This is a genomic window from Micromonospora sp. CPCC 205558 (assembly GCF_036902955.1).
Taxonomy (GTDB): Bacteria; Actinomycetota; Actinomycetes; order Mycobacteriales; family Micromonosporaceae; genus Micromonospora.
In genome coordinates this window covers 192,293-216,633 of sequence record NZ_JBAKHR010000002.1, presented here as the reverse complement: position 1 = coordinate 216,633, position 24,341 = coordinate 192,293, and the positions used below count along the sequence as shown (strand labels likewise).

Genomic DNA, 24,341 nt, shown 5'->3' with positions numbered 1-24,341 from the left:
TGCCGCTGGCGTTGGCGGCGTCCCGGGGGTCGTGACGTCGTGCGGTCACGATCCGACCTCGATGAGGCGACACCTGCCGATGTTCCCCGGCACCTGCCATATCTGCTCGTCCGGCCGGTGGCGATACAACAACTGCTCCGTGGTCGTAGCGAGCACGTTCCGCAGCGGCCGGCGGAGCAGGTCGGCCCGCAGCCGGTCCTCCCGCTCGGCATCCTGCGCGATCAGAAGAACCGCCCCGACCGGCACCAGCCGGTCCGCACGCCGGTAGCCGCCCAACAGTCCACCCAGCCCTGACGCCGGCCGCTCGTACTCGGCGACAACGTCGCCGGTCGGCCCACGGTCGACGTGTACCAGAAACCGCAGGCAACGCCCGTCCTGCAGCCAGACGCCGTACCCGTCGGCCCGAAGCTGCGCCAAGTCGTGCTGGCGCAACCACGACGAGGTCTCCATCGTCGCCAGCCACTGAAACAGCTCGCACCGCCCCGGGTTGCGTCGCGACACCTCGACCAACGGCAGGAACAACAGGGCATCCGCCACACCAGAGGACCGCTGGCCCAACCGCAAGGGAACCGGCCGCCCCGATCCCGTCAGGGCGCGGCGGAGCACGTCGGTCCCCTCAGCCGTGACCCCGTACCACCAGGTATGGGTCCGGTCCTCCGCCGAGCGCTCGCGGCGCACCAGTCCCGCCTCGTGCAGCCACACCAGATCCCGGTGAGCCGCCAACCGCGACACCGCACAGACAAGCGCCACGTCCAGCGTTGACGCGGAACCATGCTGAGCCAGGTACGACAGGATCCGCCACCGCCGCGGAGACAACCGCCGCTTGGCACCCTGCTCACCCATCCCCCGATGATCCCTCCGGGTGCCGACAGTCCGACACCCCGCTCCCGACAACCGCAACAGAAAGTAATCAATTGCGCCAACCGGGATACCGAAATTCAGGACCACCGTGACCGGAAACAGCGCTGGCCGCAGGCCGCTGGGCGACGCGTCAGCGGGCCGTGCGAGCACCCACATATCCAAACCGTGGTTTTGGGGTCGATTTTGGAGATCACTGTTCAGCGAATCAGCCGAAGAGTCGAGGACAAAAAATATATCACGGTCAAATCGGGCCGCCGATAGTTGATCTTCACGATTAGCGCCATACTGCGGCCCCGATCTTCCAGAAGCTCGCGACATGCCTCGTTCCGGCTCGGCGATGACGTGCCACCCACCGAAACGGCTGTTACTGAACGTAACAACGTCAGCGGGTCATTCTTGCGTCTTCCCTCGGTAACGAGCTATGCGCCAAGGGCCCATACAGGTGGACGACCGGACGAGCCGTGGACGGTGTCTGCGGCGAACTGGCCACTCGCTCGATCTCGCGGCTGTTGCCCTCAAGCGCAGCCGCAGCCGGTAGCGGCGTCAGCGGTCGTGGCCCCGCGCCACGTCGGCGCGGACGTTGATGCTGAGGGCGTCGATGGTCATCCGGGTCAGCTCGGGAAGCTGCTCCTCGGTGAGGGCGACGCCCTGCAAATTGTCCAGTGATGCAGCGAAGGCGTGCAGTCGACTGCCCCGCAGGTCAGCGCCGTCGAGGCGGCAGGAGTCCAGTTCCAGATCGCTGAGGTCGCACGACCGCAGCACAACACCGGAGAGTCGGCAGGATGACCACGTGCCGTGGACGAGGGTGCAGTCGATGAAGGCCACCGAACCGGCGGCGCTGACGCGGTTCAGCGTGGCGTAGTCGAACCGGCAGTTGTCGAACAAAACGTCTTTCAGGCCTACGTCGATGAGTCGGGTTCCAGTGAGGCGGGAGCCGGTGACCGAGCACCGCTCGATGCTGACGCCGGTGAGGGCTGCTCCGGACAGGTCCGTCTGGACGATCTCGCAGCCGTAGAGGGCACCGCCCTCCCAGGTGATCTCATCGAGATCCGCTCCGGTGATCCGGCAGCCTCGGATACTCCAGTCGGCGATCTGTCGACCTCGCCAGGAAGCGTCCTGCACGAGGCCGTCGTGAAGGTCGCCGTCCGGTAGGTCGCTGACTTGGTCGAGATCTTCCGGGTCGAGGTCGGGCAGGAGGATCGTCACGTCGCCCACGGTGGTCCTACGCATGTCTTTCCAACCTGTTCGGGCGCGGGGTGGGCACGCCGCCCCGCGCGTCGACTTGAGCTGCCGGTCGGCGGGCTACTTCTTCTTGTTCCAGTTGTCCCAGCCGGGGCGGCTGTCGAACTTCCCCTTGTTCTCCCAGGCGGGTCGGTTGTCGAACTTCGCCGCGTCGATCGACGCTACCGCGCGCTGCGGGTCGACGCCGAGGAGGGCGAGGCGGTCCGGCGTTGCGTCGAGAAGCGCGGCAAGGGCGTTGGTCATGACGGTCCTCCTTGAGGGGTGAGGTGATCCGCGGCGGCGCGGACCAGGGCTTGCCGAGTCGTGCGGCAGTAACCGGTCTCCCGGGCGGTGAAGGTGCCGTGTTCGAAGTAGCGGTTGCCGGCCTGAGCGCCCCGGCAGAAGTCGTAGAACGCGCAGCGGTCCGCACAGTCGTTGAGCGCCGTCACGAACTCAGCGACGTATCGCAACTCACCGGCGCGGGCCACCATGTCGCCGATCGCTTCACCGAGCACGTTGCCCGCGATGAAGTCGCCGTACCGCGGGCTCTTGATACCCAGCAGTTCCGGTGACAGCAGAACCACCTGGCCGTCGTGGGCGACTGTGGGGATCGGTTCGTACGGGCCGTGGTCGGTGAGGCCGGCGCGGGTGGCGCCGAGGTAGTCGGCCAAGCGATCCAGGTCGCGGATTCGCAGCGGACTGCCGGCGAGTCGGTGCCGGACGAGTCGACTCCAGAACCGGTACGCGGCTTCCTCCGGCACCGGCGTACGGGCGGCGCCTTCCTGTTCCTCGATGTTGAAGCCCACCGACTCGCATCCCGGCAGGGCGGTGAAAAACTCGACGAGGTCATTGGCGAGGTCGATGGTTTCGGGTGTGACGACGCAGATCACTGAGTACGGCAGGCTGGCCTCGGCCAGGACTCGCGTGCCGCGGATCGTGCGGGCCGTCGTCGCGTTACCGGCTCGGTCAAGCCGGTTCCTGTTGAGCATGCCGGGCCCGTCGATGCTGACGCCGATCTCGAAGTCGTAGGCGGCGAACAGATCGCACCACCGCTCGTTCATCAGCGTCGCGTTGGTCTGGATCTCGTGGCGCACCCGCCCAGCTCGCCGCATAGCTTCGAAGGGAGCCAGCAGTGCCTGGAAGACGTCAATCGGCGTCGTTGTGGGCTCGCCGCCGTGCCACACGACGCTTACTGGATGGGCGCTGTCCTGCTGCTCGATTGAACGGGCGCAGGCGGTCGCAACGGAGACGGACATGAGCTGGCGCGAGCGCCGGTCGGGCAGGTAGCAGTAGCTGCAGTCCAGGTTGCAGAAGCTGGTGGGCTGCAGGACCAGGGTATGGAAGGTCCCGGCGATGGCCGGCTGCCCTGTCGTGGCGATGATCCCGATGTCCCGGACGGTCATGTCTCCTCCGGTGTCTGCGGTCCGGCGATGGGCGGGCGACGGCTACGGTGCCGAGCCGGTCAGCCGAGAAAGCGGTCGAACAGGTTCCTGACGTCGCCGGTGGTGCTCGGGTTGAGTCGGTGCAGGTCGTCGATGGCCTCCTGCAGGCAGCCGGACAGGTAGAGCAGCAGGTTGAGCCGGCTGCCCTGGTAGCTGGTCAACAGGGCGAGCTTGGCCCGTCCACAGGGCCAGGGCTGCCCGCAGGCCCGGCAAAGCCAGAGCGGACGCAGCGGCAGATGCTCCGACTGCAGCTCCGGGTCCGTCTGAGCGGCAGACACTCCGTCCCCGCTCATCGGCGATCGCTTTCCCGCGCCTGCCGCTCGAACACGATCCGCCAGACGTGCGTCAGCAGTGGCGGATCGGTCGAGCCCCGCCGCGCCGACACCGCAACCGCCGCTGGGCGGTCTGTCGTCAGCTCGCCGGTCGCCGCGTACCGCGACACGTACACCGTCATAGCCAGCTCCCGGTCGGCGTCGACGCGTGTGTGCGGTGGGCTTGCCGGCATACCGGCAAGCCCACCGCCGTCGGCCAGCGGCTGGGAGCAGACCGCCGGTCACCCGCCCACGCAGCCCTGCTGGCGGTACGCGAACGGGGAGTCACCCGTGCGGTCGACGGAGTGCCCGGCGCGAGCACTTGCCGGTGCGTCGGGTCGCGTTCCGACCGGTCGCCAAGTGGCACGTCCATCTGGGTCTCCCTGGCGTGACATTGCCGCTGGCCCGTCGGCGCGCCATGGGGGTCAGGATGGTCCTGGACCGTTCCGCCGACGTGTTCCTGACGTCCACGATCGCTGGCGGCACTGGCCGGGAGACAGACCCAGCGTGGTGGGCCACGGTGGGCCTCACCGTGTCCCGCCTGAGCCAATGCGGAGAGGACACACGGTGCCCGCCCTACAAGACTCGGCTCAGAGGATGTGCCAGCGGCGGAGTTCCGACGCGTCGTCGACGAGGCCCGCGATCCGGTGGTGCACCTCGGCGGCGGCCTCGGTTCCGGGCCGGGATTTGCGAGCGTTGGTGGCGATCATCTGCAGCTCACGGAGCTGGCACAGGTCTTCGAATCTCGGCCAGGATGTGGCATCCCAGCCGTAGGCGGCGGTGAAGCCGGCGAAGGCATCGGGACCGGGCTGGTCGAACCGGCGGCAGTGGACAGCGACCGTGGCGATGTCCCACTCTCGGGGCCCGAGGGCGGCGCCGTCCCAGTCGGCCAGCACGGGCGTGCCGTCGAAGCGCCGGAGCGCGTTGCGGATCTGGGGATCGGACTGGATCATGCTCGTGCCGCCGGGAAACCGCATCGCCTCCCAGCCGGCAGCCAGCGCCTCGAGCCTGCCCATCAGCAGATCCTGTTCCTTGCCGTTGAGGATCTCCGAACAAATGACGGCCCGCTCGATGCCGTGGATCGGTCGCAGTGCAGGCAGCGGCACCGGCGGAGCGGGCAAGGCGTGCAGTTCCCGGAGAAGGCTTCCGAGCTCGGAGACGGTGATGGGGTCGTCGTGTGCCGGGTCCAGACGCTGCCAGACCGTAACGGCGTACCCGCCCACCCGCGTCGGCTGGGAGACGCCCGGATGAAGGCCCACCGTGGGGAAACCTCGGGCCACCAGCCAGTCGACCACGGCCACCATCCCGCGCACCCGTTCCAGGTCATGATCGCCAGGGGCGATCTTGACGACCACGTCACCGACTGCGTAGACGGCGTTGGTGTGGTGCCGTAGCAGGACCGCGTCCGAGTCGGAATAGCCGAGGAGACGACACACCTCGGCGAGTACCGGCCGGGTGCGCGCCTCGACGAACATGGGGCTCCTAGGGACCGAGTGCGGCTGTGGTCCCAAGACTACGGGCGCGCTCGCGGCACGCCCGTAGGTAATCCGTCAAGCTGGCGACCTCGCCGCGCCCGTTTTTCTCGGGGATCGCCGTGGCCACCTCGGTGGCCCTGGTCAGGATGATCTCCGTACGCTGCGTCTCGGGCAGGTCCGCGACGGCATCACGCGCGGTCAGGGCCGCTTCGGTCGCCCGCCGGTCGTGCGCGAGGCACATCGACCGGTCCAGGGCGATGAGCGCCGCGTCGATCGGTACGGCCGGAGCCGCGCCGTAGAGCCGCAATGCCTCGTCCTGGACCCGGTACGCCTCCACCGTGTCACCGAGCCAGGTGTATGCCCCGGAGAGGTAGAACAGCAGCCGCTTCGCCGGAAACCTGAACGCCACGTCGGTGTCCTCGTCGCCAGCCTGGTCGAACAGCCGCCGTGCCTGATCGATGGCCGACCGCGCCTGCTCGATGGCGCCGATCCGGGCCAGAGCACGCGCCCGGCCCGCCGCTGCCAGGGCACCCGGCGACGATGCGTTCGACGTCACCGCCAGAGCCGCATCTGCGAGGGCAACGGTTTGGGTTGGATCCCCGAAGTAGTACGGCAGCATCGCCGCTTGGGCCCGAACGAGCACCCTGAAACGAGCTTCCCCGCTGTCGTCCGCCGCGTGGATCGCCGTGCCGTACCACCGGCGAGCCTCGGACACGTCTCCGAGCCTCATCAACGCATCAGCGCACATCGTCGCCAGCAACGCCGCCACCCCGGACAGCCGGGACTGGACTGCCGCCGGCTGCCGTCGAAGCGACAGCGCCTGGACCTCTCGGCAATCGGCGGCCAGTAGCGCAAGCATGATCTGCGGCGAGGCCGAGGGGTAGACCCTCATATGCTCGCCTGCAGCTTGTTCAATCAGCTCGAGCTGCCGAGGAGCGAGACTCGCCGCTGCCAGAGCCTCGTCCAGTCCCAGTCGGAGCCTGACCAGATTGCTGACCTCGATGCGGGCGGCGGCACCGGCCGGCGATCGGTCCGCTCCACCCTCCACAGCCAGGCGGTCGGGGTCGCGAGGCACAACGATGTCCTCGTCGCGCCCGAGTCCCATAGCCGGACGCGGAATGTTCAGACCGGCTGCGATCCGTTCCAAAACCTCGTAGGCCGTGACCTGGCGGACGCCTTTGGCGATTTCAGCAGCGCGGTTGGGCGAGATGCCAACAAGAGCCGCAATCCGGCCGTATGACACGCCCCTGGCATGAAGGAAGTGGAAGACCGCGGTGATGTCGCGCCGCCGCAGGAACTCACTGATCGGTAGACCGTTCCAAAGCCCCGAACTCCACCACTCAGGATCCACCTGTGCAGCCACGAATCACCCCGATCGAACGACGACCAGTTACAAGCACAGCGCATGAGTGCCGTCACATCAAGTCAGCGACACGTCGAGTCGTTGGCGCTCACCTCAGAGTTGACCCATGCGGCAGCATCCGGAACACCACGATGGGCCCTCACCATGTCCCCATGGGATGAAGCGCAGGATCCGAGCGCCGCTAACCCTCCTTCCGCCGGAGTGCGCCTCCTCGGCCCTACCGTGGAAGACGTGGATCGGATCGCCATCATCGGCTGCGGCGGCAGCGGCAAATCCACCGTTGCCAGGAAGCTCGCTCGGATCCTCGACGTACCGCTGGTCCACCTCGACGCGATCTACTACGACGAGCGCTGGAGGCCGCTCCCCAGGGATGAGTTCGCCGCTCAACAGGAGAAGCTCGTCAGCGGCGAGCGGTGGATCATCGAGGGCAACTACGCAAGCAGCCTGCCCATCCGGCTCGCCGCCGCCGACACCGTGATCTTCCTCGACCTACCCGCCGCCGCATGCCTGTGGGGCATCGTCCAACGACGGTGGCGCTACCGCGGCGGCCAGCACCAGGCCGACGGCGTCTACGACCGGATCACCTGGAACTTCGTCCGCTACATCGTCAGCTACAGGCACACAATGCGACCTCGGGTCCGCAGCCTGCTTCGTCACCACGGGCCACACGTCCAGCTGATCACTCTCACCAGCCGACGCCACGCCGACAGGTTCCTGGACCGCGTACAACGGAAAAGACAGCCGGGCATCTGACCCATGCGTCCATGACGACAGCCAGGCATCCAATAGGACGACGGCCGGGTCCAACGGCTCCCGAGCACCCACCGAGCGACCGCCCACCACCGAAGCACACGAAAAAGGCCCTTCCCCAGTGTGAAACACCAGGTCAGGGCCTATCTCGTTGGTGCGCCGCCAGGGACTCGAACCCCGAACCCGCGGATTAAGAGTCCGCTGCTCTGCCAGTTGAGCTAGCGGCGCTCGTCGGCAACGGAGAGAACATTAGCACCCCTCCCGAGCGGGCTCCAATTCGGTTACCCGGGTCCCCCCTTCGGTCGAGCTTTGCCGGCAAAAGCCTCAAACCGGCCATCGCCCTCAAGATCGGGGCCTGGGTTGCGGCGGCGATGCGGCACGATGTCCGCCAGGTACGCGAGAACAGAGGTGGGCATGGCACGGTTCACGCGAGCTGGGGCGGTGGTGGGCGCCCTGACTCTGGCGGCGTCGCTGGCACTGAGCGGGTGCGGCGGCGACGAGAAGAAGCCGGAATTCGTTGGTGGGGCATCCTCGGACGTGAGCGCCGCCCCTGGTTCAGCCGCACCGTCCACGCCGACCGCGCCGAGCGGGCCGTCGCTCACCCTGAGCCCGGCGGACGGCACGAAGAACAGGCCGGTGAGCACGGAGATCAGCGCGAAGCTCCCGGATGGCGGGAAGGTGTCCGAGGTAACCCTGACGGCGGACGGCGGCGGCTCGATCGAGGGCAAGCTGCGTACCGATGGCTCGGCCTGGGTGCCGTCGGCTCCCCTGAAGTGGGGCACCCGCTACACGGCCACGGTGACGGCGAGCGCGTCGGACGGCACGAGCAGCCAGGGCACCAGCAGCTTCACCACGATGGCCAAGCCGAAGTCGACGATCGGGTCGGGCCTGTACCTCTTCGACGACAAGAGTTACGGGGTGGCCATGCCGGTGGTCACGGAGTTCCACCCCGGCATCCCGAAGAAGGACCGGGCGGCGGTCCAGAAGCGGATGTTCGTCAAGACCGACCCGCCGCAGCCGGGCGCGTGGCACTGGGTCAGCAACGGTACGCAGGCCTACTACCGGGCCCCGGAGTACTGGAAGCCGGGCACGACCATCACTGTGCGGATCGCCCTGGCGGGGGTGCCGTTGAGCAACGGCAGGTATGGCGACGTCGACCGCAAGGCCACCGCCAAGATCGGCCGGTCGTTCGAGATGAAGGTCGACAACGCCAACAAGAAGATGCTGGTGTACGAGAACGGCGCGGTGGTACGCACGATTCCGGTGAGCCTGGGCAAGAAGAGCACGCCGTCGTCGAGCGGCACGATGGTCGTGATGGAGAAGAAGGAAGCCACGGTCTTCGACACCCGTGACGATCCGGATCCGGCCAACCGCTACGTGACCGACATCCAGTTCGCCCAGCGGCTCACCTGGGGTGGCGAGTACATCCACGCGGCGCCCTGGTCGGAGCACGTGCAGGGGCGGCGGAACGTCTCGCACGGCTGCGTGAACGTGTCGATGGCGAACGCCAAGTGGTTGTTCGACAAGACCCGGATTGGTGACCCGATCACGATCAAGGGCACCGAGCGCAGGATCACCGCCGGTAACGGCTGGACGGCGTGGAGCCTGAGCTGGTCGGAGTTCATCAAGGGCAGCGCGTTGCCGGTGCCCAGTGGTGGGGCCGGCCCGGCGGTCTGAGCCGCCGGATCGTTGCGCCGGCCCTGCCGTTGGCGGGGCCGGCGTACCCTTGCACTCCCGCCGCGCGGGACGGCGCGGCGACCCCGCCAACCCCCGCACGGAGACGAACCAGGCTCACGAAACGCCGAATAGCAGCAGGATTCGGGCACTATTGACGGCGTGTTTCGGTTCACCCTCGGCAACCGGGGCGGGCTCTGGCGCGTCAGTAGGAGACGATGGGGCAGCGACCACGACTGTGAGGGAATTCATGCGAGCTAGCCAGGACCAGCTGATCAGGCCCGGTGGGCGACGCCGCGTGTTCGCGGCGGGGCTTCTCGCCGTGGCGCTGGCCTTCACCTCCGCCTGCACCAACGGTGACGGCGGTAAGCCGTCCTCCTGGCACGGCGGTGGCGAGAACCCGGCGCCGAAGGCCGCGGCGACGATCAGTGAGCCGGCCGCCGACGCCAAGGACGTGCCGGCGTCGACCGGCATCACCTTCACCACGAAGGACGCCGTGGAGACCGCGGTCGAGCTGAAGGACGCCGCCGGCAAGGCGGTCGAGGGCGCCCTTGCCAAGGACGGCAAGTCGTGGCTGCCGGCCGGCGCGCTGGCGTACGGCACGAGCTACACGGCGACCGTGACCGCCACCGGTGACGACGGGCGCCCGGCCACCGCGACCAGCACCTTCACCACCATGGCCAAGCCCGGCAATCAGGTACGGGTGAGCAGCTTCCTCGGTGACAACCAGGTCGTCGGGGTGGGCATGCCGCTGATCGTGAAGTTCAGCCGGGGCATCCCGGTGGACTACCGCGACGATGTGCAGCGCCGGATGACGGTCACCTCGACGCCGGCGCAGGAGGGGATCTGGCACTGGGTCAGCCCCACCGAGATCCGGTACCGGCCGAAGGAGTTCTGGAAGCCCGACAGCAAGGTCTCCTACCGGGTGCAGGCGGGTGGCCTGCCGATGGGTGAGGGCTGGTACGGCCGCGCCGACCTCTCGGTGGACATCAAGATCGGCGCGTCGCTGGTCATGACTGTGGACAACAAGACCAAGCGGATGACGGTGACCCGCAACGGCTCTGTGATCAAGACCCTCCCGGTCAGCCTGGGCAAGAAGAGCACCCCGTCGTCCAGCGGCACCATGGTCGTGATCGAGAAGCTGCGCAAGACGGTCTTCGACACGTTCGAGGAGCTGGGTCCGGAGGACGGCTACCGCACCAAGATTGACTTCGCGCAGCGCCTCACCTGGGGCGGGGAGTTCATCCACGCGGCACCCTGGTCCGAGGGCCAGCAGGGCAGTGTGAACGTGTCGCACGGTTGCGTGAACGTGTCGATGGCCAACGGCGAGTGGCTCTTCAAGAACACCCAGATCGGCGACCCGATCACGGTCAAGGGCACCGAGCGCAAGCTGCAGAACGGCAACGGCTGGACCGACTGGAACATGAGCTGGGACGAGTACGTCAAGGGCAGCGCCATTCCGTACGAGCCGCCGGCCGACCCGGACACCACCACGCCGACCCCGGACGCGACGGTCACCCCGTCCGCCACGCCGACCGCCTGAGCTAAATCGACTCGAGTTTCTTGAAACCGGGGCATCCCGCTCGATCGGACGCCCCGGTTTCCTGAAACCGGAGTCGATCATCGGCCAGCAGGCCCCGACAACGACTAAGGCCCCCTCCGAAGAGGGGGCCTTAGTCGTGAAACCAATGGGGTGACTGATGGGAATTGAACCCACGACAACCGGGACCACAACCCGGTGCTCTGCCAACTGAGCTACAGCCACCATGCCGCCGTCGCCCGGTCGATCGCTCCGGGCGGGGTGCGGACCAATAATAGCCACACCCCGGCCGGGCACGTCCAGCGGGTTGCCGGTCAGCGCGGCAGGGGTCAGAGTTCGGCGGCGATGGCCTTGGCGGTCTCGACATCCGGGCCGGGCAGCGGAACGAAGAGGGTGCGCCGGTAGTACTCCAACTCCCGGATGCTCTCCCGGACGTCGGCCAACGCCCGGTGCGCGAGACCCTTCTGCGGCTGGCCGAAGTACACCCGTGGGTACCAGCGGCGGCACAGTTCCTTGATCGACGACACGTCGATCATCCGGTAGTGCAGGTGCGCGTCGAGGCGGGGCATGTCCCGGGCGATGAAGCCCCGGTCGGTGGCGATCGAGTTGCCACACAGCGGAGCCGTACGCGGATCCTTGACGAAGGTGCGGACGTACTCCAGGACCAGGTCCTCGGCTTCGGTAAGGGTGACCACCGAGCGGCGGACCTCTTCGGTGAGGCCGGACTTGGCGTGCATGGTCTGCACGATCTCCGGCATTCCCGCCAGCGCCGCCTCGTCGGCGTGGATGACCACGTCGACACCGTCACCCAGCACGTTGAGGTCGGGATCGGTGACCAGTGCCGCAACCTCGATCAGTTTGTCCCTGCCGAGGTCCAACCCAGTCATCTCACAGTCGATCCAGACGAGGAGATCAGCCACCGGGACAGCCTACGCGCAGCCCACACCTCGCGGCTGCGCGCTCTCAGCGGACCGGCCCGCTAGGGTTTCGGGGTGCCAGCAGAACCCGTCGCGCCGCCCGCCGTCACCGAAGACGATCCTGGTGGCCGTACGGTCCGTCGCCTGGTCGCGGTGGTGGCGCTCAGCGCCGTGCTGCCAGCGCTCTACCTGCCCGGCCTCGTGCACAACTTCTTCGATCTCAAGATCTACATGTCCGCGATGGACTGGTGGCGGGTCGGCCACCCGCTCTACGACTATGTTCAACCCGACCGGGTGCAGGGCGAGTTGTACTTCACCTATCCGCCATTCAGTGCGCTGCTGCTGTGGCCGTTCGGTCTGCTGCGACTCGGTGCCACCGTGGCGATCTTCACGGCGCTGACCGTGTTGGCCGTGGTGCTGACCACCCGGTGGCTGGTGGTGCCGGTGATCGACCGACACCACCTGCCCCGAACGTTCACCCTGGTCACCGCCGTCCTGCTGGTGCTGGCGGTGGAGGGCATCCGGGAGACGATCACCTTCGGCCAGATCAACATGCTGCTGGTCGTGCTGATCCTGGCCGATCTGCTGTTCGCGGTGCCGCAGGCGCGACGCTGGGCCGGGGTGGGCGTGGGGCTGGCGACGGCGCTCAAGCTCTTCCCCGGCATCTTCATCGTGTACCTGCTGGCCACCCGGCGGTGGCGGGCCGCAGCGGTGGCGACCGCGACCGCGGCGGCGGCGACCCTGCTGGCGGCGGCGGTCGCCCCCCGCGACTCGTGGCGATTCTGGACGCACGAATTGTGGACCACCGAGCGGGTGGGGCGCACCGACATCGTCGGCAACCAGTCGCTGTTCGGCCTGCTCAGCCGGTTCACCGCTCCGGAGAAACCGGACCGGCTGCTCTGGCTTCTGTTGGTCGCCGTGGTCGCCGGCTACGGGCTGTGGCGGGCCGCCCGCGCGGCACGGGCCGGTGACCCGTTGACGGGCCTGACGTTGACCGGGCTGGTCGGTTCTCTGGCCAGCCCGATCACCTGGACCCACCACATCTACTGGTTCGTGCCGGCGGTGGTGCTGCTCGCCGACGCGGCGTTGAGCGCCAACCACCCGAACGAGGCGCGTCGGCGTGGGTGGTTGGCCGGGCTCGCAGTGGGCATCACCGCCCTGACGATCTACGGCGTGGTGACCTTCCAGGCCTGGGGCGCGGGGCTGGTCCGCACTCACGACCCGGTGGACTTCGCCCTGCAGAACACCTACGTGCTGCTCAGCCTGCTGCTGCTGGCAGCGTTGCCGGTGCGGCCGCGACCCCGTGCGGAAAATCGCACCAACTGGACAGACCTCCCGAGTAGCCATCATCAGCGCTAATCTGTCCTCATCTACCTCAAGCGTCGCTCGGGTAGCACCGATCCCCCGGTGAGAGTGGCCCTGCGCGTCGGCAGCGCGCAGGGCCACTCGCCGTTCCACCCCCGTCAGCCGGCAGGACCGCCACCGTCCGGGCCGTCAACCGGTGGGACCGCTACCGGCCGGGCCGTGGGCTGGTCCTCGACGGCCGGCGGCCAGGCGAGACTCAGCGTCACCTCCGGCGGACGGGGCAACCGGACCGGCTCGTCCAGGTCGGCGAGGGTGGCCGGGCGCCCGGCACCGATCGCCGACCGGGACCGTTCCGCCGTTCCGGCACCGACCGAGGTGAGCTGTCGTGCCGGCAACGGCGGGGTCGAGTCGGGTTGCCGAGGGCCCAGGCCGCTCAGCGACGTGACCCCGAGGCGGCCGGCGAGCACCGGCACCTGGTCCGGCTCGACCACGAAGATCACCTCGCGCGGGCGCAGCGGTCGCAGCAGAAGCAGCACCGCGCCCACCACCAGCAGCACGCCCACGGTCAGCAGACCCCAGGCGGTCGGTCCGGTCCACCCGGCCCGCAGCTCCGCGCGCAGGTCCAGGGCCAGGTCGGCGCCGCCGTCGGGGCGCATCACCACCAGACTCATGGGTTCGCCGGCGAGGTCGTCCGCGCTCCACTCCAGCGAGCCGATCCCCTCGCGTACCCAGAAGGGCCGACCCAGCGGCGTGACCGACCCGGCGGTCTTCGCCGCGCCCGGGGCGTCGGTGGCCGGGTTGTCGGTGGCCGGGGCGGCCGGATCAAGACGGACCGGCAGCGGACCCCGGGCCGGCGCCACCCGGCGGACCGTGGCGTGCGGCACTTCCTCCAACCAGCCACGCACCTCGGCGGTGGGCGCCAGCCCGACGAAGGCCGGCCCGTCCGTGGTGCGGGCGTTCAGTCGAAGCCGGGTCTGCGCGGTACGCGCGAAGGGCGCGTCCTGTCGCAGCAACCGGTCGAGGTCGGTGACCACGACCGCGTGACCGGGCGTGCGGACCGTTTCGAAGCGGGCGGCGAAGGCCCCGCCGGGGTCGGCGTGCCGGGTCACCAGCCACAGCCCGCCACCGACCAACAGCGCCGGAATTCCCACTACCAACAGCAGCACTCCGGCGATCACCCGCACGAACCGCATCCGCGCCGTCCCCCTCCGTAGCCAAATACCCGGCCGACCTTACCGACGTAGACGGTCTGATCAGGGGATATCCACGGCACGGTCGGCATCGACTCCGGAAAGCACGCTGGCCCGCCGGAAGATCCGGCGGGCCAGCGGGTGGAACAGGGTCAGGCCTTGGCGACCGGCTCCCGGCGGGTACGCGTGAACGCCAGCCCGCCCAGCACCAGACCGGCCAGACCGGCGACGAGACCGGCCACACCGAGGCCGACCGCGAGCCCGTTGCCGTCGTCGCCATCAACGTCGGGCAGGGCCACGGCTGCGCTCGGCGAGGCCGAACCCGCGGGCGCCGCCGCGGCGGCCAGAGTGAGCACCGGGGCGGGGTGCTCCGGTTCCTCGGCACCCGGCGCCACCGGCTCGTCGATCCACCGCGAGATGTTGCCGTCCGAGTAGGTCTGCAGGACCTTGAAGACCATCGAGTCGACCTGCGGCAGCGGCCCCAGCGAGACGGGGAACTCCTGGAACTGACCCGGCTTCACCCCCGCGTCGCCCGAAGCCGTCCAGGTGATCTTGGAGACAGCCTCGGTGAGCTGACTGCCGTGCACCTCGATCGGTGGGTCCACCTTGCGCTTCTCCGTGGCGACCGTCCAGCCGGGCACCGGCATCGTCGACACCGAGCCGACCGGGGCGTTCTCCGGCAGCACCACCTCCAGCTTGGTGGTCGACGCGCTGTCGCTCTCGTTCGGCACCCGGAACGCCACCCGGGCGTAGCCACCCTGGGTCGCTTCCTTCGGGTTCACCGTGACGTGCGCGGACGCCGGTCCGGCGAAGCCGAGCACAGCGGTGGCGGCGGCGGTGAACGCCAGGGCGGCAGCGGCGGTTGCGGTACGCCGGAATCGGGTCATGGGTTTCGCGAACCTCTCTAACGAATGGGCACGGTGGCGGTCACCGTGGCCTGGTCGATGTCTGTCGTTCGGGCGGTGATCTTGAGCTGCCACTCGCCGGCGGTCGGCAGGCTGATGTCGCCGTAGGCGTGACTGTCCGTCAACCGCAGCAACGGCACCTCGATCGGTTCGATCCCGGCCGAGGGCAGCGCGACGGTCGCCTTCCACTCCGCGACCAGTTGCGGCTGGTTGTTCTTGTCGTACGCGTACAGGTGCACCGTGTTGTTGCCCCGCTCGGCCGGGCTCACCTCGACCTCCACGGACAGCAGCGGGCTGGACAGCCTGGTGCTGAAGAAGCCGGTCTCGGCCCCGGCGGACGGGCCGGCCGCGGCGGTACGGGCGGGCGTGGTCTGCACGAGCGTGGCGGACACCGCCAGCACCACCACGGTGACGGCCAACTCCACCAGGACCGCCCGGCGCACCGGTACCGGGCGCTGCGCCGCGACACGGCTGCGCACCAACTGCCGGGAGTACGCCGCCACGGCGATGACGATCGCGAACAGCCCGATCTTGGCGAGCAGCAAGCGCCCGTACGTGGTGTCGAAGAGTGCCTGCGGGGTGGCCACCTCGATCAGCGCCTGGACGGTGCCGGCGAGCAGCAGCGCCGAGACGGCGAGCGCCGCCCAGCGCGACCAGATCGGCAGGATCGCGCCCAGCTCCCGTTCGTCGGCCTGACGCAGCAGGAAGACGGCGAGCATGAGCAGACCGCCCAGCCAGACCGCCATGCTGCCCAGGTGGACCGCGTCGACCACCACCGAGACCGCCGGCGCCGGGGAGGCCGCCGGGTGCCCGGCCAGCGGCCAGGTCAGCAGGGCTGCGCCGCCGAGCACGGCCAGGATGATCGCGTCCGCGCGGCCGGCGGGCCGGGCCAGCAGCGGGCGGAGCAGGAAGACGGACGCCGCCAACAGGCCGAGCCGGACCAGGTGGGCGGCGCCGAAGGCGCTGCCGAAGACACTGCCGAACCCTTCGCCCGTGACGTCGAAGAGACCACCACCGGCCGTGTAGGGCACCTGCAACCACAGGTCGGCGAGGGTGGCGACGGCCACCAGACCGAGGCCGGTCCAGGCCAGCCGGGTCGGCCCCCGGCGGGAGAGCCGTCGGGGCCAGAGCGCGGCGAGCACCAGCGCCGGCCCGATCAGCAGCACCAGGCCGGCGTAGCCGAGGAAACGGGCCACCTTCACCGCCGTCCCCACCACCGGGTTGGCCCGGGTGTCCGTGCCGGAGTCGACGGGTGGGGTCGAGGGTGCGCCGACCGAGTAGGTGAACGCCCCCGAGACCGGGTGACTGTCGGCGGAGATCACCCGGAAGCTGACCAGGTAGGTGCCGCGCGCGCCCGCCGGGTCGACCGGGATGGTCACGACAGCGTCACCGAACGACGGTTCGCCCCGGTCGGCCCGGGAACCGTCCGGTGCGATGACCCGGATCTTGCCGGGCACCTTACGGACCGACTCGCTGAACGTGAGGACCACCTCGGACGGCCCGCTCGGCACGATGGAGGAGGCGGCCGGGCTGCTGCTCTCCAGCACCGCGTGGGCGCTGGCGGAGGTGGCTGGCGCGATCAACAAGGCGACGACGGTGACCAGGAGGCCGGCGGCTGCGGCCAGCCGGGCGGCCCAGCGGCGGGGGGCGACAGTCATGCCGGCCATGGTCGCCGATCGGTGTCCCGTTCGGCGACCCGAGGGGGGCGGGCGCGTCGGTGGTCGCACGTCATGAACTGGTAGTCGGCCCGGGGCGGGGAAAAGTTCCCGACGTGGCGCAGACCATCCACGGCCGAACGACCCTGACGCGCGGCCGGGTGCCGCGTAACCTGGTGTGTCGTGATCCCTGTCCCGCGTGACTCCGGTGCCGCCGATCCGGCCGCACCGGCCGATGAGGTCGCCCGGGACCCGGCAACCGGGTGGGCGCTGACCGCCCGCGACGGTGACCCCACCGCTCAGGCGGCGTTCGTCCGGCTGACCCAGCCCGAGGTCTGGCGGTTCGCCGCCGCCCTGGTCGACCCGGACAGCGCCGACGACCTGACCCAGGAGACCTACCTGCGGGCGTTCCGGGCCCTGCCCGCGTTCGAGGGTCGCTCCAGCGCCCGCACCTGGCTGCTCGGCATCGCCCGGCGGGCCTGCGCCGACCACCTGCGCACAGTCGTCAGGCGTCGACGGCTCGACGAGCGCCTGACGGCGAACGCCTACACCGACCGACCGCACCCCGACCCGGCGGGCCAGCTCGGCGCGGCCGACCTGGTCCGCCGCCTCGGCCCCGAGCGGCGCTCGGCGTTCGTGCTCACCCAGCTGCTCGGCCTGTCGTACGCCGAGGCTGCCGCCGTCGAAGGGGTGCCGGTGGGCACCATCCGCTCGCGGGTCGCCCGGGCCCGCGACGACCTGGTCGAGGCGGTCGGCGACGCCCTGACCGGCTGAACGCGGAACTTCCGGCGCGGACGGGACGACAAATGAGCGTGACACCTTCCACCCGGGGCGGCCGCTGGCCGCTGGTCCGCCCCTGGCTCGGCATCGCGGCCCGACTCGGCCTCGCAGCCGTCTGGCTGGTCGCCGGCGCGTCGAAGGTCAGCGACCTCGCCGCCTCCGGGCGGGCGGTCAACGCCTACCAGGTACTGCCGTACGACGTGGCGACCGTGATCGGCGCAGCCCTGCCCTTCGTCGAGCTGGCGTTGGGCGTGCTGCTGCTGCTCGGGCTGGCCACCCGGCTCGTCGCCGGAGTCTCCGCCGCACTGCTGGTGGTCTTCATCGTGGGGATCGCCTCGGCCTGGGCGCGGGGGCTGGCCATCGACTGCGGCTGCTTCGGCAGCGGCGGGCAGCTGGCGGCGGGGCAGGCACCCAGTTACCTCCCGGAGATCCTCCGGGACCTGGGATTCTTGGTGCTGGCCGGATTTCTGCTGGTCTGGCCGCGTACGCCGGTATCGGTGGACGGGTGGTTGTCCGGCGAACCCGTTGTGGAGGACGAGGATGAGTAGTCGTAAGGGGCAGCGGGACGCCGCCCGGGTGGTCCGCGAACAGTTGGCCCGCGAGCGGCGCCGCCGCCGCACGATCTGGGTCTCCGCCACCGCCGTCGTCGTCCTGGTCATCGCCGGCGTCATCGGCTGGGCCGTCTGGTCCAACCAGCGCTCCGACGACTTCACCACCCCGCCCGGCGCCAACACGGCCGGCACCGGCATCGTCACCGGCGGCGGCCCGGTCACCGTCGACGTCTACGAGGACTTCCTCTGCCCGGTCTGCAAGCAGTTCGAGCAGACCAGCGGGTCGACGCTCGAACAGTTGGTGGCCGAGAACAAGGCGAAGGTCGTCTACCACCCGGTGGCGTTCCTCAACCGTTTCTCCACCACCGAGTACTCCACCCGCTCCTCGGCCGCCTCCGGCTGCGCCGCTGCGGGCGGCAAGTACCACGAGTACGCCAAGGCGCTCTTCGCCCAGCAACCACCGGAGGGCAGCGCCGGGCTCACCGACGACCAGCTGATCGACATCGGCACCAGCGTGGGCCTCGACCGGGGATCCTTCGGCAGCTGCGTGAAGGACGAGACGTACCGGACCTGGACCGAACACGTCACCGAGGACGCCAGCCGGAGCAACGTCACCGGCACGCCGACCGTCAAGGTCAACGGTCAGCCGCTGGAGAACCCCACCCCGGACGCCCTCACCGCAGCCGTGGCGGCGGCCGGCAAGTGATCCGTACCCTGCTGGGCCGCGCCGGCCTGGTCGCGGCCGCGGCCGGCCTGGTGACCCTGATCAGCGCGGCGCCCGCCGCCGCGCACGGCGCGGACGCCCCGGACGGCACCGACTACCGCACCCGGACCACCGGGGTCGCGCCGGCGCGGCCAGGACTTGAGGCACGCGTCATCGAGGCGGGCGCCCGACTGGAGCTGACCAACCGCACCGGCCGCGCCATCGAGGTCATCGGCTACTCCGGCGAGCCGTACCTGCGCGTCGGCCCCGACGGGGTCTTCGAGAACAGCCACTCCCCCGCCACCTACCTGAACCGCACCATCGCCGGGGAGACCGCGCTTCCAGCCGAAGCCGATCCGGCCGCCGCACCGGTCTGGCGGCGGATCGCCGACGGCACCACAGCGCGGTGGCACGACCAGCGCGCGCTGTGGCAGGAATCCGCTCCACCGGCCGCGGTACGCGCCGCACCGGACCGCGAGCACCGGGTCCGGGACTGGAGCATCCCAGTACGCGACGGCACCGACCCGCTGCTGATCGGCGGCACGCTGGACTGGGTGCCGCCGCCGGACGCGTACACCTGGTGGGCGGTGACCATCGTGGGGCTGCTCGCGGTGGGCGCGCTCGGCCTGCTCGCCGCCACCGCGACATCCGGTCGGCGAGCACTCTCCGCGCTCGGCGCGCTGCTGATCGTCGGCGGCGCGGTCGCCGTGGTGTACCCAGTGGGGCGCGAGTTGGACGCCGGCGCGCAGGGTGTAGGCCCGGTGGTGGTCGGGTTGCTCTCCGGGCAGATCTGGTCCCTGCTCACCGGCCTCGGCGCGATCGCCGCCGGCTGGTACGCGCTGAGCCGCCGCCCGGGCGCCGACTTCGTGGCCGCGCTGGCCGGGGCCTGCCTGGCCCTCTTCGCCGGCGCGGCGAACGCCGCCGTGTTCGCCCGGTCCATCGCCCCGGTGCCCTGGTCGCCCGAGGTCGCCCGCGTCATGGTGGCGGCGGTGCTGATCGCCGGTGCCGGCGCGACCGCCGCCGGCGTCCTCCGCCTACACGCCACCTCCCGCACCCCAACCCCAACCCCAACCCCAACCCGAACCCGAACCCCCTAACCACCCCACCCCACCCCACCCCACCCCACCCCACCCCGCCCCGCCCCGCCCGCGCCGATCTTGCACTTTGGGTTGGCCATATGCGGCTTTCGCCCCGAAGGCGGGGACAGAAAGTGCAAGATCGGCGGGGCGAGGGTGGGGGTGGGGGTGGGGGTGGGGGTGGGGGTGGGGGTGGGGGTGGGGGTGGGGGGCCGAGGGTGGGTCTACGGCTGCGGGGTGAAGCCGTAGGGGAGTTCCAGGCGGTGCTTCGCCAACAACTGGGTGTCGGTCAGCAGGTCCAGGGTGGGAGCGTCGGCGACGATCCGGCCACCGTCGAGGATCACCGAGCGCTCGCACAGCTCCGCCGCGTACGGCAGGTCGTGCGTGACCATCAGCAGGGTCACCGGCAGGTCGCGCAGGATCTCGGCCAGCTCACGACGGGCCGCCGGGTCCAGGTTCGACGACGGCTCGTCGAGCACCAGGATCTCCGGGTGCATGGCGAGCACGGTGGCCACCGCCACCCGGCGGCGCTGCCCGAACGACAGGTGCTGCGGGGCCCGATCCCGGTGCTCACCCATCCCCACCGCGGCGAGCGCCTCGTCCACCCGGGCGGCCAACTCGGCCCCGCGCAGACCCAGGTTCGCCGGCCCGAACGCCACGTCCTCCGCAACGGTGGGCAGGAACAACTGGTCGTCGGGGTCCTGGAAGACGATGCCCACCCGGCGACGCACCTCGGCCAGGGTGGCCCGATCCGGCGAGACAGTCAGCCCGCCGACGCTCACGCTGCCCTCGGTCGGGGTGAGGATACCGTTGAGGTGCAGCACCAGCGTGGTCTTGCCGGCGCCGTTGGGCCCGAGCAGCGCCACCCGGTCGCCACGCGGCACGTTCAGGTCAACCCCCTGCAGGGCGACGTGCCCGTCCGGGTACGCGTAGCGAACGCCCCGAACGTCCAGCGAGACAGCGGTCTGCACGACACCGATCATGACAGCACGACGGCGGTGGCGGCGATGGAGGCCGCCAACACCGGCACGGTCGCCGCGACCAGCCACTGACCGACGCTCGCCGCACCCTCGCCCTGCCACACCGCGGGCATCCGCCCGGTGTAACCCCGGGACAGCATCGCCAGGTAGACCCTCTCGCCACGTTCGAACGCGCGCAGGAACAACGCCCCGATCCCGGCGGCGAAGCCGCGCAACTGCCACAGGAAGCGCGGGTCGTCACCCCGGGAGATCCGGGCCACCCGCATCCGCCGCGCCTCGCCGACGAGCACGTCGAGGTAGCGCAACATGAACGTGGCGATCTGGGTGAGCACCTGCGGGCAGTGCAGCCGGTCCAGCCCCACGATCAGGTCCCGGGTGGTGGTGGTCGCGGCGAGCAGCAGCGAGGCGAGCACCCCCAGGGTGCCCTTGGCCAGGATGTTCCACGCGCCGTGCAGCCCGTCCTCGGACAGGCGCAGGCCCAGCACCTCGACCCGGTCGCCGCTGCCCAGGAACGGCAGGGCCACGGCGAACAGCACGAACGGCAGCTCGATCAACGCTCGGCTGAGCAGCCACCGTGGGCCCACCCGGGCCAGCGCCGCCACGCCCGCCACCAGCACGGCGTACGCGCCGAACGCCCAGAACGCCTCACGTGGGGTGGCCACCACGGCGATGGTGAAGACCACCATCGCCACGATCTTGACCTCGGGCGGGAGCCGGTGCACCGGCGAGTCCGACTCGCGGTACAGCACGTGCCCGTGACCGGCACCCATCCGCGTACCCCCTGCTCAGCTGGCCGTGCCGGCGCGCGACGTCGCCGCGTCACCCTCGGCGGGCGTGGGCGTCGGCGCGTCACCGTCGGTCGGCGTGCCGCCGCGCCGGCGCAGCAGCCAGAACCCGCCGGCCCCGATCGCGAAGGTGACCAGCACCCCGAGCACCCCGGAGAGGCCGGTGGAGACGAAGCTGTTCCGGACGCCCCGTACGCCGTAGTCGGCGAGCGGGCTGTCGGCCAACTCGTGGTCACGGGCCTGCTGAGCCGGGCAGCTTCCCCCGACGATGTTGTCGTCGGCGTCGACGGTGCAGCCCTTGAGCAGGGACGAATCCAGTCCGTCCGGGTGCGACGAGGCGTAGTTGCTGACCACGCCGGCGAGCAGCAGGGCGACCAGCAGGCCGCCGGCCAGGAAAGCCCAGGAACGGTTCTTCATCGGACACCTCCGGCGACCGGGACGACGGGAGCGGCGGGCGTACGCAGGGAGCGCAGCGCGTACACCAGGTCGGGGCGTACCTTCGCGACGGTGAGCACGGTGGTCGCGGTGATCAGGCCCTCACCGATGCCGATCAGCAGGTGGACGCCGGCCATCGTGCCGGCCAGGCCACCCAGGTTGCTGCCCAGGTCGGTGGTGCCACCCAGCCAGTACTGCAGGACGAAGCCCTGCGACGCCACCACCACGCTGATCGTCGCGGCGACAAACGCGGTCACGGCCAGACCGGCCCGGGTGCGGGGCAGCACCCGCAGCAGCAGCGCGATCAGCGCGTACGCCGCGGCGGTGCCGAGCAGTGCCATGTTCGTGATGTTGAGGCCGAGCATCGCCACGCCGCCGTCACCGAAGATCAGCGCCTGTACGACCAGCACCACTGCCACGCAGAGCGCGCCGACCCACGGGCCGACCAGCATGGCGGCGAGCGCGCCACCGAGCAGGTGGCCACTGACGCCGGCCGTGAAGATCGGGAAGTTGAGCATCTGGACGGCGAAGATGAACGCCGCCACCAGGCCGGCCATCGGGGCCAGCCGGTCGTCCAGGTCGCGCCGGCCGCGCAGAACGCAGGCGGTGAGCGCGGCCAGAGCGAGCGCAGCGAAGATCGCTGCCACGGGACCGTCGATGATCCCGTTCGAGATGTGCATCGCCAGTGTCTCCACGCGACCTCCCACGCATCAGCGGGCCCCCGACCGGGCCGCGTGGCTCAGCCTATTTCCCAAGCCTCGTTGTTGCCATAGTCTGGCAACAACGCGAGGTAATGATCACCTTTACCGGAGATGACCTGCCGGGGCGGTCAGCGGCGACGGCACCGGCAGGCGCGGCGGTAGGGTCGGGCCATGACCGCGCCCGACCGACTCTCCCCCGGTGACCCAGCGCCCGAATTCACCCTCGCCACCGACACCGGTGATCAGCTCTCCCTCGCCGACCTGCGAGGCCGCAAGGTCGTCCTGTACGCCTACCCGGCCGCGATGACCCCCGGTTGCACCAAGCAGGCCTGCGACTTCCGTGACTCGCTCGCCTCACTCCAGGCCGCCGGCTACGAGGTCGTCGGCATCTCCCCCGACAAGCCGGAGAAGTTGGCGAAGTTCCGCGAGCGCGACGCCATCACCTTCCCGCTGGTGTCCGACCCGGACAAGGCGGTGCTGACCGCCTACGGCGCGTACGGCGAGAAGCAGCTGTACGGCAAGACCGTCACCGGCGTGATCCGCTCGACGTTCGTGATCGACGCCGACGGCAAGATCGAGCGGGCGCTCTACAACGTGAAGGCCACCGGGCACGTCGCCAAACTCCGCCGCGACCTCGGCCTGGACTGATCTGTCGGACCCGTTCGCTACGGTCCGTCAGTGGTCCGATACAAGTACACGCCCGAAGCGCTGGCCGCCGCTGCCGCCGTCGCGCGCAACATCACCGAGGTGATGCGGCTGCTCGGCGTACGCGTCGGCGGTGGCTCGCACGCGCACATCAGCCGGCAGCTCAAGCGGTTCGGCATCGACACGTCACACTTCGCCAGGCAGGCACCCAACAAGGGTTGCAGTGGTCAACGGCGCACCACCTCCGCGCAGCTTCTGGTGGTGCTGCCCGAAGGGTCCCGGCGGACGCCGGGCGTGCGGCTGAAGTGGGCGCTGGGCACCCTCGGCGTGCCGGAGGAGTGCGAGGGCTGCGGGATCGGGCCGGTGTGGCGGAGCGCGCCACTCATCCTGCACGTCGACCACATCAACGGAGACTTCCTCGACAACCGGCCACCGAATCTTCGGCTCCTCTGCCCGAACTGTCACAGCCAGACCGCCACCTACGCCGGCCGGCGGAATCGGGCTCGTGACCTCACCGTTCCCACCGAAACGGCGACCAGCGGCGAGGAGCGCCGGCACATGACCGCCGGTTCCGGCCGTCGACCGGCAACGCGCGGGGAGCTCGTCGACCTGTTCGGTCGGGTCGACGCGCAACAGATGACGGCCGTCGACGCGGCACGACACCTGGGCTGTCACCCGGCATACCTGTACAAGGTCCGGCGCAGCCTTGAGCAGGAAGGCGTGTTGACACCACGTCCGGACCGCAGCTGGCGTTCAAGGGCTCATCGAGACACGGTGATCGAACAGGCGCTGGCCAATCCGGATGCTGGGCCGAAGCGGCTGTCGGGGATCCTGCGCAACCTGCCTGACGGGCCGTGCAGGGTGAGTCATGGCACGATCTCGACCATTCTCAAGGAGGCCGGGCTCAACACCGTCGGAGCGAGACGTTCTAGACTCACGGAGTTGGCGGGAGTGGCGTAACGGCAGCCGCGATAGGTTTAGGTCCTATTGTCCGAAAGGGCGTAGGGGTTCGAATCCCCTCTCCCGCACAGTCCAACACCGACCGCGTGCCCGCGCGCGGTTGTCGGGCGCGTCAC

General features: G+C 70.0%; 26 protein-coding genes and 3 tRNA genes. 11 read left to right on the top strand and 18 right to left on the bottom strand.

What is annotated here, in order from left to right; genetic code table 11:
• Nucleotides 1-45: 45 nt before the first annotated feature.
• The 8 genes from V6U86_RS03435 to V6U86_RS03400 all read right to left on the bottom strand — a co-directional run bounded on the left by V6U86_RS03435 (nt 46) and on the right by V6U86_RS03400 (nt 6,673).
• Nucleotides 46-1,179, bottom strand: coding sequence for a DeoR family transcriptional regulator (locus V6U86_RS03435; RefSeq protein WP_334498278.1), 1,134 nt, complete (start codon nt 1,177-1,179; stop codon nt 46-48).
• Between the two features lie 225 nt (nt 1,180-1,404).
• Nucleotides 1,405-2,091 carry a pentapeptide repeat-containing protein gene (locus tag V6U86_RS03430; protein ID WP_334498276.1) on the bottom strand — a complete coding sequence of 229 codons (687 nt, stop codon included), beginning with the start codon at nt 2,089-2,091 and terminating at the stop codon, nt 1,405-1,407.
• 72 nt (nt 2,092-2,163) lie between these two features.
• Entirely contained in the window at nt 2,164-2,346 is a 183-nt protein-coding gene (amcA, locus tag V6U86_RS03425; protein WP_334498273.1) for a multiple cyclophane-containing RiPP AmcA, read from the bottom strand.
• A complete protein-coding gene (gene amcB / locus V6U86_RS03420; protein WP_334498270.1) occupies nt 2,343-3,485 on the bottom strand; it encodes a cyclophane-forming radical SAM peptide maturase AmcB in 1,143 nt (380 codons plus the stop codon). The genes amcA (V6U86_RS03425) and amcB overlap by 4 nt, the downstream gene beginning before the upstream one ends.
• Nucleotides 3,486-3,544: 59 nt before the next feature.
• Entirely contained in the window at nt 3,545-3,817 is a 273-nt protein-coding gene (locus V6U86_RS03415; protein ID WP_334498267.1) for a hypothetical protein, read from the bottom strand.
• Nucleotides 3,814-3,978, bottom strand: a complete 165-nt coding sequence (amcA, locus tag V6U86_RS03410; protein WP_334498264.1) for a multiple cyclophane-containing RiPP AmcA — start codon at nt 3,976-3,978, stop codon at nt 3,814-3,816. The genes V6U86_RS03415 and amcA (V6U86_RS03410) overlap by 4 nt, the downstream gene beginning before the upstream one ends.
• Before the next feature lie 447 nt (nt 3,979-4,425).
• On the bottom strand, nt 4,426-5,310 hold the full coding sequence (locus V6U86_RS03405) for a phosphotransferase (protein WP_334498261.1): 885 nt from the start codon (nt 5,308-5,310) through the stop codon (nt 4,426-4,428).
• A 7-nt stretch (nt 5,311-5,317) separates the two neighbouring features.
• Complete coding sequence (locus V6U86_RS03400; protein WP_334498258.1) at nt 5,318-6,673, bottom strand: hypothetical protein; 1,356 nt, start codon at nt 6,671-6,673, stop codon at nt 5,318-5,320.
• A 231-nt stretch (nt 6,674-6,904) separates the two neighbouring features.
• On the opposite strand from V6U86_RS03400, the gene V6U86_RS03395 reads away from it, so the two are divergent.
• Nucleotides 6,905-7,426, top strand: coding sequence for a topology modulation protein (locus tag V6U86_RS03395; protein ID WP_334498255.1), 522 nt, complete (start codon nt 6,905-6,907; stop codon nt 7,424-7,426).
• A 149-nt stretch (nt 7,427-7,575) separates the two neighbouring features.
• On the opposite strand, the gene V6U86_RS03390 is transcribed toward V6U86_RS03395, so the two are convergent.
• Nucleotides 7,576-7,651: transfer RNA gene (locus tag V6U86_RS03390), tRNA-Lys, on the bottom strand.
• 186 nt (nt 7,652-7,837) lie between these two features.
• Between V6U86_RS03390 and V6U86_RS03385 the strand changes: the two genes are divergently transcribed.
• Both V6U86_RS03385 and V6U86_RS03380 read left to right on the top strand, forming a co-directional pair.
• On the top strand, nt 7,838-9,100 hold the full coding sequence (locus tag V6U86_RS03385; protein ID WP_334498252.1) for a L,D-transpeptidase: 1,263 nt from the start codon (nt 7,838-7,840) through the stop codon (nt 9,098-9,100).
• Nucleotides 9,101-9,347: 247 nt separating this feature from the next.
• Nucleotides 9,348-10,640, top strand: coding sequence for a L,D-transpeptidase (locus tag V6U86_RS03380; protein ID WP_334498250.1), 1,293 nt, complete (start codon nt 9,348-9,350; stop codon nt 10,638-10,640).
• 146 nt (nt 10,641-10,786) lie between these two features.
• On the opposite strand, the gene V6U86_RS03375 is transcribed toward V6U86_RS03380, so the two are convergent.
• Nucleotides 10,787-10,862 (bottom strand) — tRNA-His (locus tag V6U86_RS03375).
• A gap of 104 nt (nt 10,863-10,966) precedes the next feature.
• Nucleotides 10,967-11,557, bottom strand: a complete 591-nt coding sequence (orn, locus tag V6U86_RS03370) for an oligoribonuclease (RefSeq protein WP_334498247.1) — start codon at nt 11,555-11,557, stop codon at nt 10,967-10,969.
• 72 nt (nt 11,558-11,629) lie between these two features.
• Here orn and V6U86_RS03365 point away from each other — a divergent pair, with 72 nt between their 5' ends.
• Nucleotides 11,630-12,913 (top strand): glycosyltransferase 87 family protein, encoded by a 1,284-nt coding sequence (locus V6U86_RS03365; protein ID WP_334498244.1) that lies wholly within the window; start codon nt 11,630-11,632, stop codon nt 12,911-12,913.
• 104 nt (nt 12,914-13,017) lie between these two features.
• On the opposite strand, the gene V6U86_RS33335 is transcribed toward V6U86_RS03365, so the two are convergent.
• From V6U86_RS33335 to V6U86_RS03350, 3 genes are all read right to left on the bottom strand, one after another.
• Nucleotides 13,018-14,052: a hypothetical protein gene (locus tag V6U86_RS33335; RefSeq protein ID WP_442934868.1), complete on the bottom strand. Its 1,035-nt coding sequence runs from the start codon at nt 14,050-14,052 to the stop codon at nt 13,018-13,020.
• A 149-nt stretch (nt 14,053-14,201) separates the two neighbouring features.
• Nucleotides 14,202-14,936 carry a YcnI family copper-binding membrane protein gene (locus tag V6U86_RS03355; RefSeq protein ID WP_334498241.1) on the bottom strand — a complete coding sequence of 245 codons (735 nt, stop codon included), beginning with the start codon at nt 14,934-14,936 and terminating at the stop codon, nt 14,202-14,204.
• Nucleotides 14,937-14,953: 17 nt separating this feature from the next.
• Nucleotides 14,954-16,621, bottom strand: a complete 1,668-nt coding sequence (locus V6U86_RS03350; protein ID WP_334498237.1) for a copper resistance CopC/CopD family protein — start codon at nt 16,619-16,621, stop codon at nt 14,954-14,956.
• Between the two features lie 171 nt (nt 16,622-16,792).
• Here V6U86_RS03350 and V6U86_RS03345 point away from each other — a divergent pair, with 171 nt between their 5' ends.
• From V6U86_RS03345 to V6U86_RS03330, 4 genes are read left to right on the top strand one after another with little or no spacing between them, the layout of a single operon-like run.
• Nucleotides 16,793-17,383, top strand: coding sequence for a sigma-70 family RNA polymerase sigma factor (locus V6U86_RS03345; RefSeq protein WP_334498235.1), 591 nt, complete (start codon nt 16,793-16,795; stop codon nt 17,381-17,383).
• 32 nt (nt 17,384-17,415) lie between these two features.
• The gene (locus V6U86_RS03340; protein ID WP_334498232.1) at nt 17,416-17,937 is read left to right on the top strand and encodes a MauE/DoxX family redox-associated membrane protein; all 522 of its coding nucleotides are present in this window, start codon (nt 17,416-17,418) and stop codon (nt 17,935-17,937) included.
• Complete coding sequence (locus V6U86_RS03335; RefSeq protein ID WP_334498229.1) at nt 17,930-18,646, top strand: DsbA family protein; 717 nt, start codon at nt 17,930-17,932, stop codon at nt 18,644-18,646. Before V6U86_RS03340 ends, V6U86_RS03335 begins: the two co-directional genes overlap by 8 nt.
• Nucleotides 18,643-19,740, top strand: a complete 1,098-nt coding sequence (locus tag V6U86_RS03330; protein ID WP_334498227.1) for a hypothetical protein — start codon at nt 18,643-18,645, stop codon at nt 19,738-19,740. The genes V6U86_RS03335 and V6U86_RS03330 overlap by 4 nt, the downstream gene beginning before the upstream one ends.
• A gap of 203 nt (nt 19,741-19,943) precedes the next feature.
• Here V6U86_RS03330 and V6U86_RS03325 read toward each other — a convergent pair whose 3' ends face one another.
• From V6U86_RS03325 to V6U86_RS03310, 4 genes are read right to left on the bottom strand one after another with little or no spacing between them, the layout of a single operon-like run.
• Entirely contained in the window at nt 19,944-20,702 is a 759-nt protein-coding gene (locus V6U86_RS03325) for an energy-coupling factor ABC transporter ATP-binding protein (RefSeq protein ID WP_334498224.1), read from the bottom strand.
• The gene (gene cbiQ, locus V6U86_RS03320) at nt 20,699-21,469 is read right to left on the bottom strand and encodes a cobalt ECF transporter T component CbiQ (protein ID WP_334498221.1); all 771 of its coding nucleotides are present in this window, start codon (nt 21,467-21,469) and stop codon (nt 20,699-20,701) included. The genes V6U86_RS03325 and cbiQ overlap by 4 nt, the downstream gene beginning before the upstream one ends.
• A 15-nt stretch (nt 21,470-21,484) precedes the next feature.
• Nucleotides 21,485-21,901 (bottom strand): PDGLE domain-containing protein, encoded by a 417-nt coding sequence (locus V6U86_RS03315; protein WP_334498219.1) that lies wholly within the window; start codon nt 21,899-21,901, stop codon nt 21,485-21,487.
• The gene (locus V6U86_RS03310; RefSeq protein WP_334498216.1) at nt 21,898-22,614 is read right to left on the bottom strand and encodes an energy-coupling factor ABC transporter permease; all 717 of its coding nucleotides are present in this window, start codon (nt 22,612-22,614) and stop codon (nt 21,898-21,900) included. The genes V6U86_RS03315 and V6U86_RS03310 overlap by 4 nt, the downstream gene beginning before the upstream one ends.
• Before the next feature lie 177 nt (nt 22,615-22,791).
• Between V6U86_RS03310 and bcp the strand changes: the two genes are divergently transcribed.
• The 3 genes from bcp to V6U86_RS03295 all read left to right on the top strand — a co-directional run bounded on the left by bcp (nt 22,792) and on the right by V6U86_RS03295 (nt 24,293).
• Nucleotides 22,792-23,268, top strand: coding sequence for a thioredoxin-dependent thiol peroxidase (gene bcp / locus V6U86_RS03305; RefSeq protein WP_334498215.1), 477 nt, complete (start codon nt 22,792-22,794; stop codon nt 23,266-23,268).
• 30 nt (nt 23,269-23,298) lie between these two features.
• Complete coding sequence (locus tag V6U86_RS03300; RefSeq protein ID WP_334498213.1) at nt 23,299-24,225, top strand: HNH endonuclease; 927 nt, start codon at nt 23,299-23,301, stop codon at nt 24,223-24,225.
• Nucleotides 24,211-24,293, top strand: a tRNA-Leu gene (locus V6U86_RS03295). Before V6U86_RS03300 ends, V6U86_RS03295 begins: the two co-directional genes overlap by 15 nt.
• Nucleotides 24,294-24,341 lie beyond the last annotated feature (48 nt).

Excerpts from the sequence above, each read along its gene's own strand:
- V6U86_RS03435 (WP_334498278.1), bottom strand. The coding sequence starts at position 1,179 with ATGTCGCGAGCTTCTGGAAGATCGGGGCCGCAGTATGGCGCTAATCGT.
- V6U86_RS03430 (WP_334498276.1), bottom strand. The coding sequence starts at position 2,091 with ATGCGTAGGACCACCGTGGGCGACGTGACGATCCTCCTGCCCGACCTC.
- amcA (WP_334498273.1), bottom strand. The coding sequence starts at position 2,346 with ATGACCAACGCCCTTGCCGCGCTTCTCGACGCAACGCCGGACCGCCTC.
- amcB (WP_334498270.1), bottom strand. The coding sequence starts at position 3,485 with ATGACCGTCCGGGACATCGGGATCATCGCCACGACAGGGCAGCCGGCC.
- V6U86_RS03415 (WP_334498267.1), bottom strand. The coding sequence starts at position 3,817 with ATGAGCGGGGACGGAGTGTCTGCCGCTCAGACGGACCCGGAGCTGCAG.
- amcA (WP_334498264.1), bottom strand. The coding sequence starts at position 3,978 with ATGACGGTGTACGTGTCGCGGTACGCGGCGACCGGCGAGCTGACGACA.
- V6U86_RS03405 (WP_334498261.1), bottom strand. The coding sequence starts at position 5,310 with ATGTTCGTCGAGGCGCGCACCCGGCCGGTACTCGCCGAGGTGTGTCGT.
- V6U86_RS03385 (WP_334498252.1), top strand. The coding sequence starts at position 7,838 with ATGGCACGGTTCACGCGAGCTGGGGCGGTGGTGGGCGCCCTGACTCTG.
- V6U86_RS03380 (WP_334498250.1), top strand. The coding sequence starts at position 9,348 with ATGCGAGCTAGCCAGGACCAGCTGATCAGGCCCGGTGGGCGACGCCGC.
- V6U86_RS33335 (WP_442934868.1), bottom strand. The coding sequence starts at position 14,052 with ATGCGGTTCGTGCGGGTGATCGCCGGAGTGCTGCTGTTGGTAGTGGGA.
- V6U86_RS03355 (WP_334498241.1), bottom strand. The coding sequence starts at position 14,936 with ATGACCCGATTCCGGCGTACCGCAACCGCCGCTGCCGCCCTGGCGTTC.
- V6U86_RS03350 (WP_334498237.1), bottom strand. The coding sequence starts at position 16,621 with ATGGCCGGCATGACTGTCGCCCCCCGCCGCTGGGCCGCCCGGCTGGCC.
- V6U86_RS03340 (WP_334498232.1), top strand. The coding sequence starts at position 17,416 with ATGAGCGTGACACCTTCCACCCGGGGCGGCCGCTGGCCGCTGGTCCGC.
- V6U86_RS03335 (WP_334498229.1), top strand. The coding sequence starts at position 17,930 with ATGAGTAGTCGTAAGGGGCAGCGGGACGCCGCCCGGGTGGTCCGCGAA.
- V6U86_RS03325 (WP_334498224.1), bottom strand. The coding sequence starts at position 20,702 with ATGATCGGTGTCGTGCAGACCGCTGTCTCGCTGGACGTTCGGGGCGTT.
- cbiQ (WP_334498221.1), bottom strand. The coding sequence starts at position 21,469 with ATGGGTGCCGGTCACGGGCACGTGCTGTACCGCGAGTCGGACTCGCCG.
- V6U86_RS03315 (WP_334498219.1), bottom strand. The coding sequence starts at position 21,901 with ATGAAGAACCGTTCCTGGGCTTTCCTGGCCGGCGGCCTGCTGGTCGCC.
- bcp (WP_334498215.1), top strand. The coding sequence starts at position 22,792 with ATGACCGCGCCCGACCGACTCTCCCCCGGTGACCCAGCGCCCGAATTC.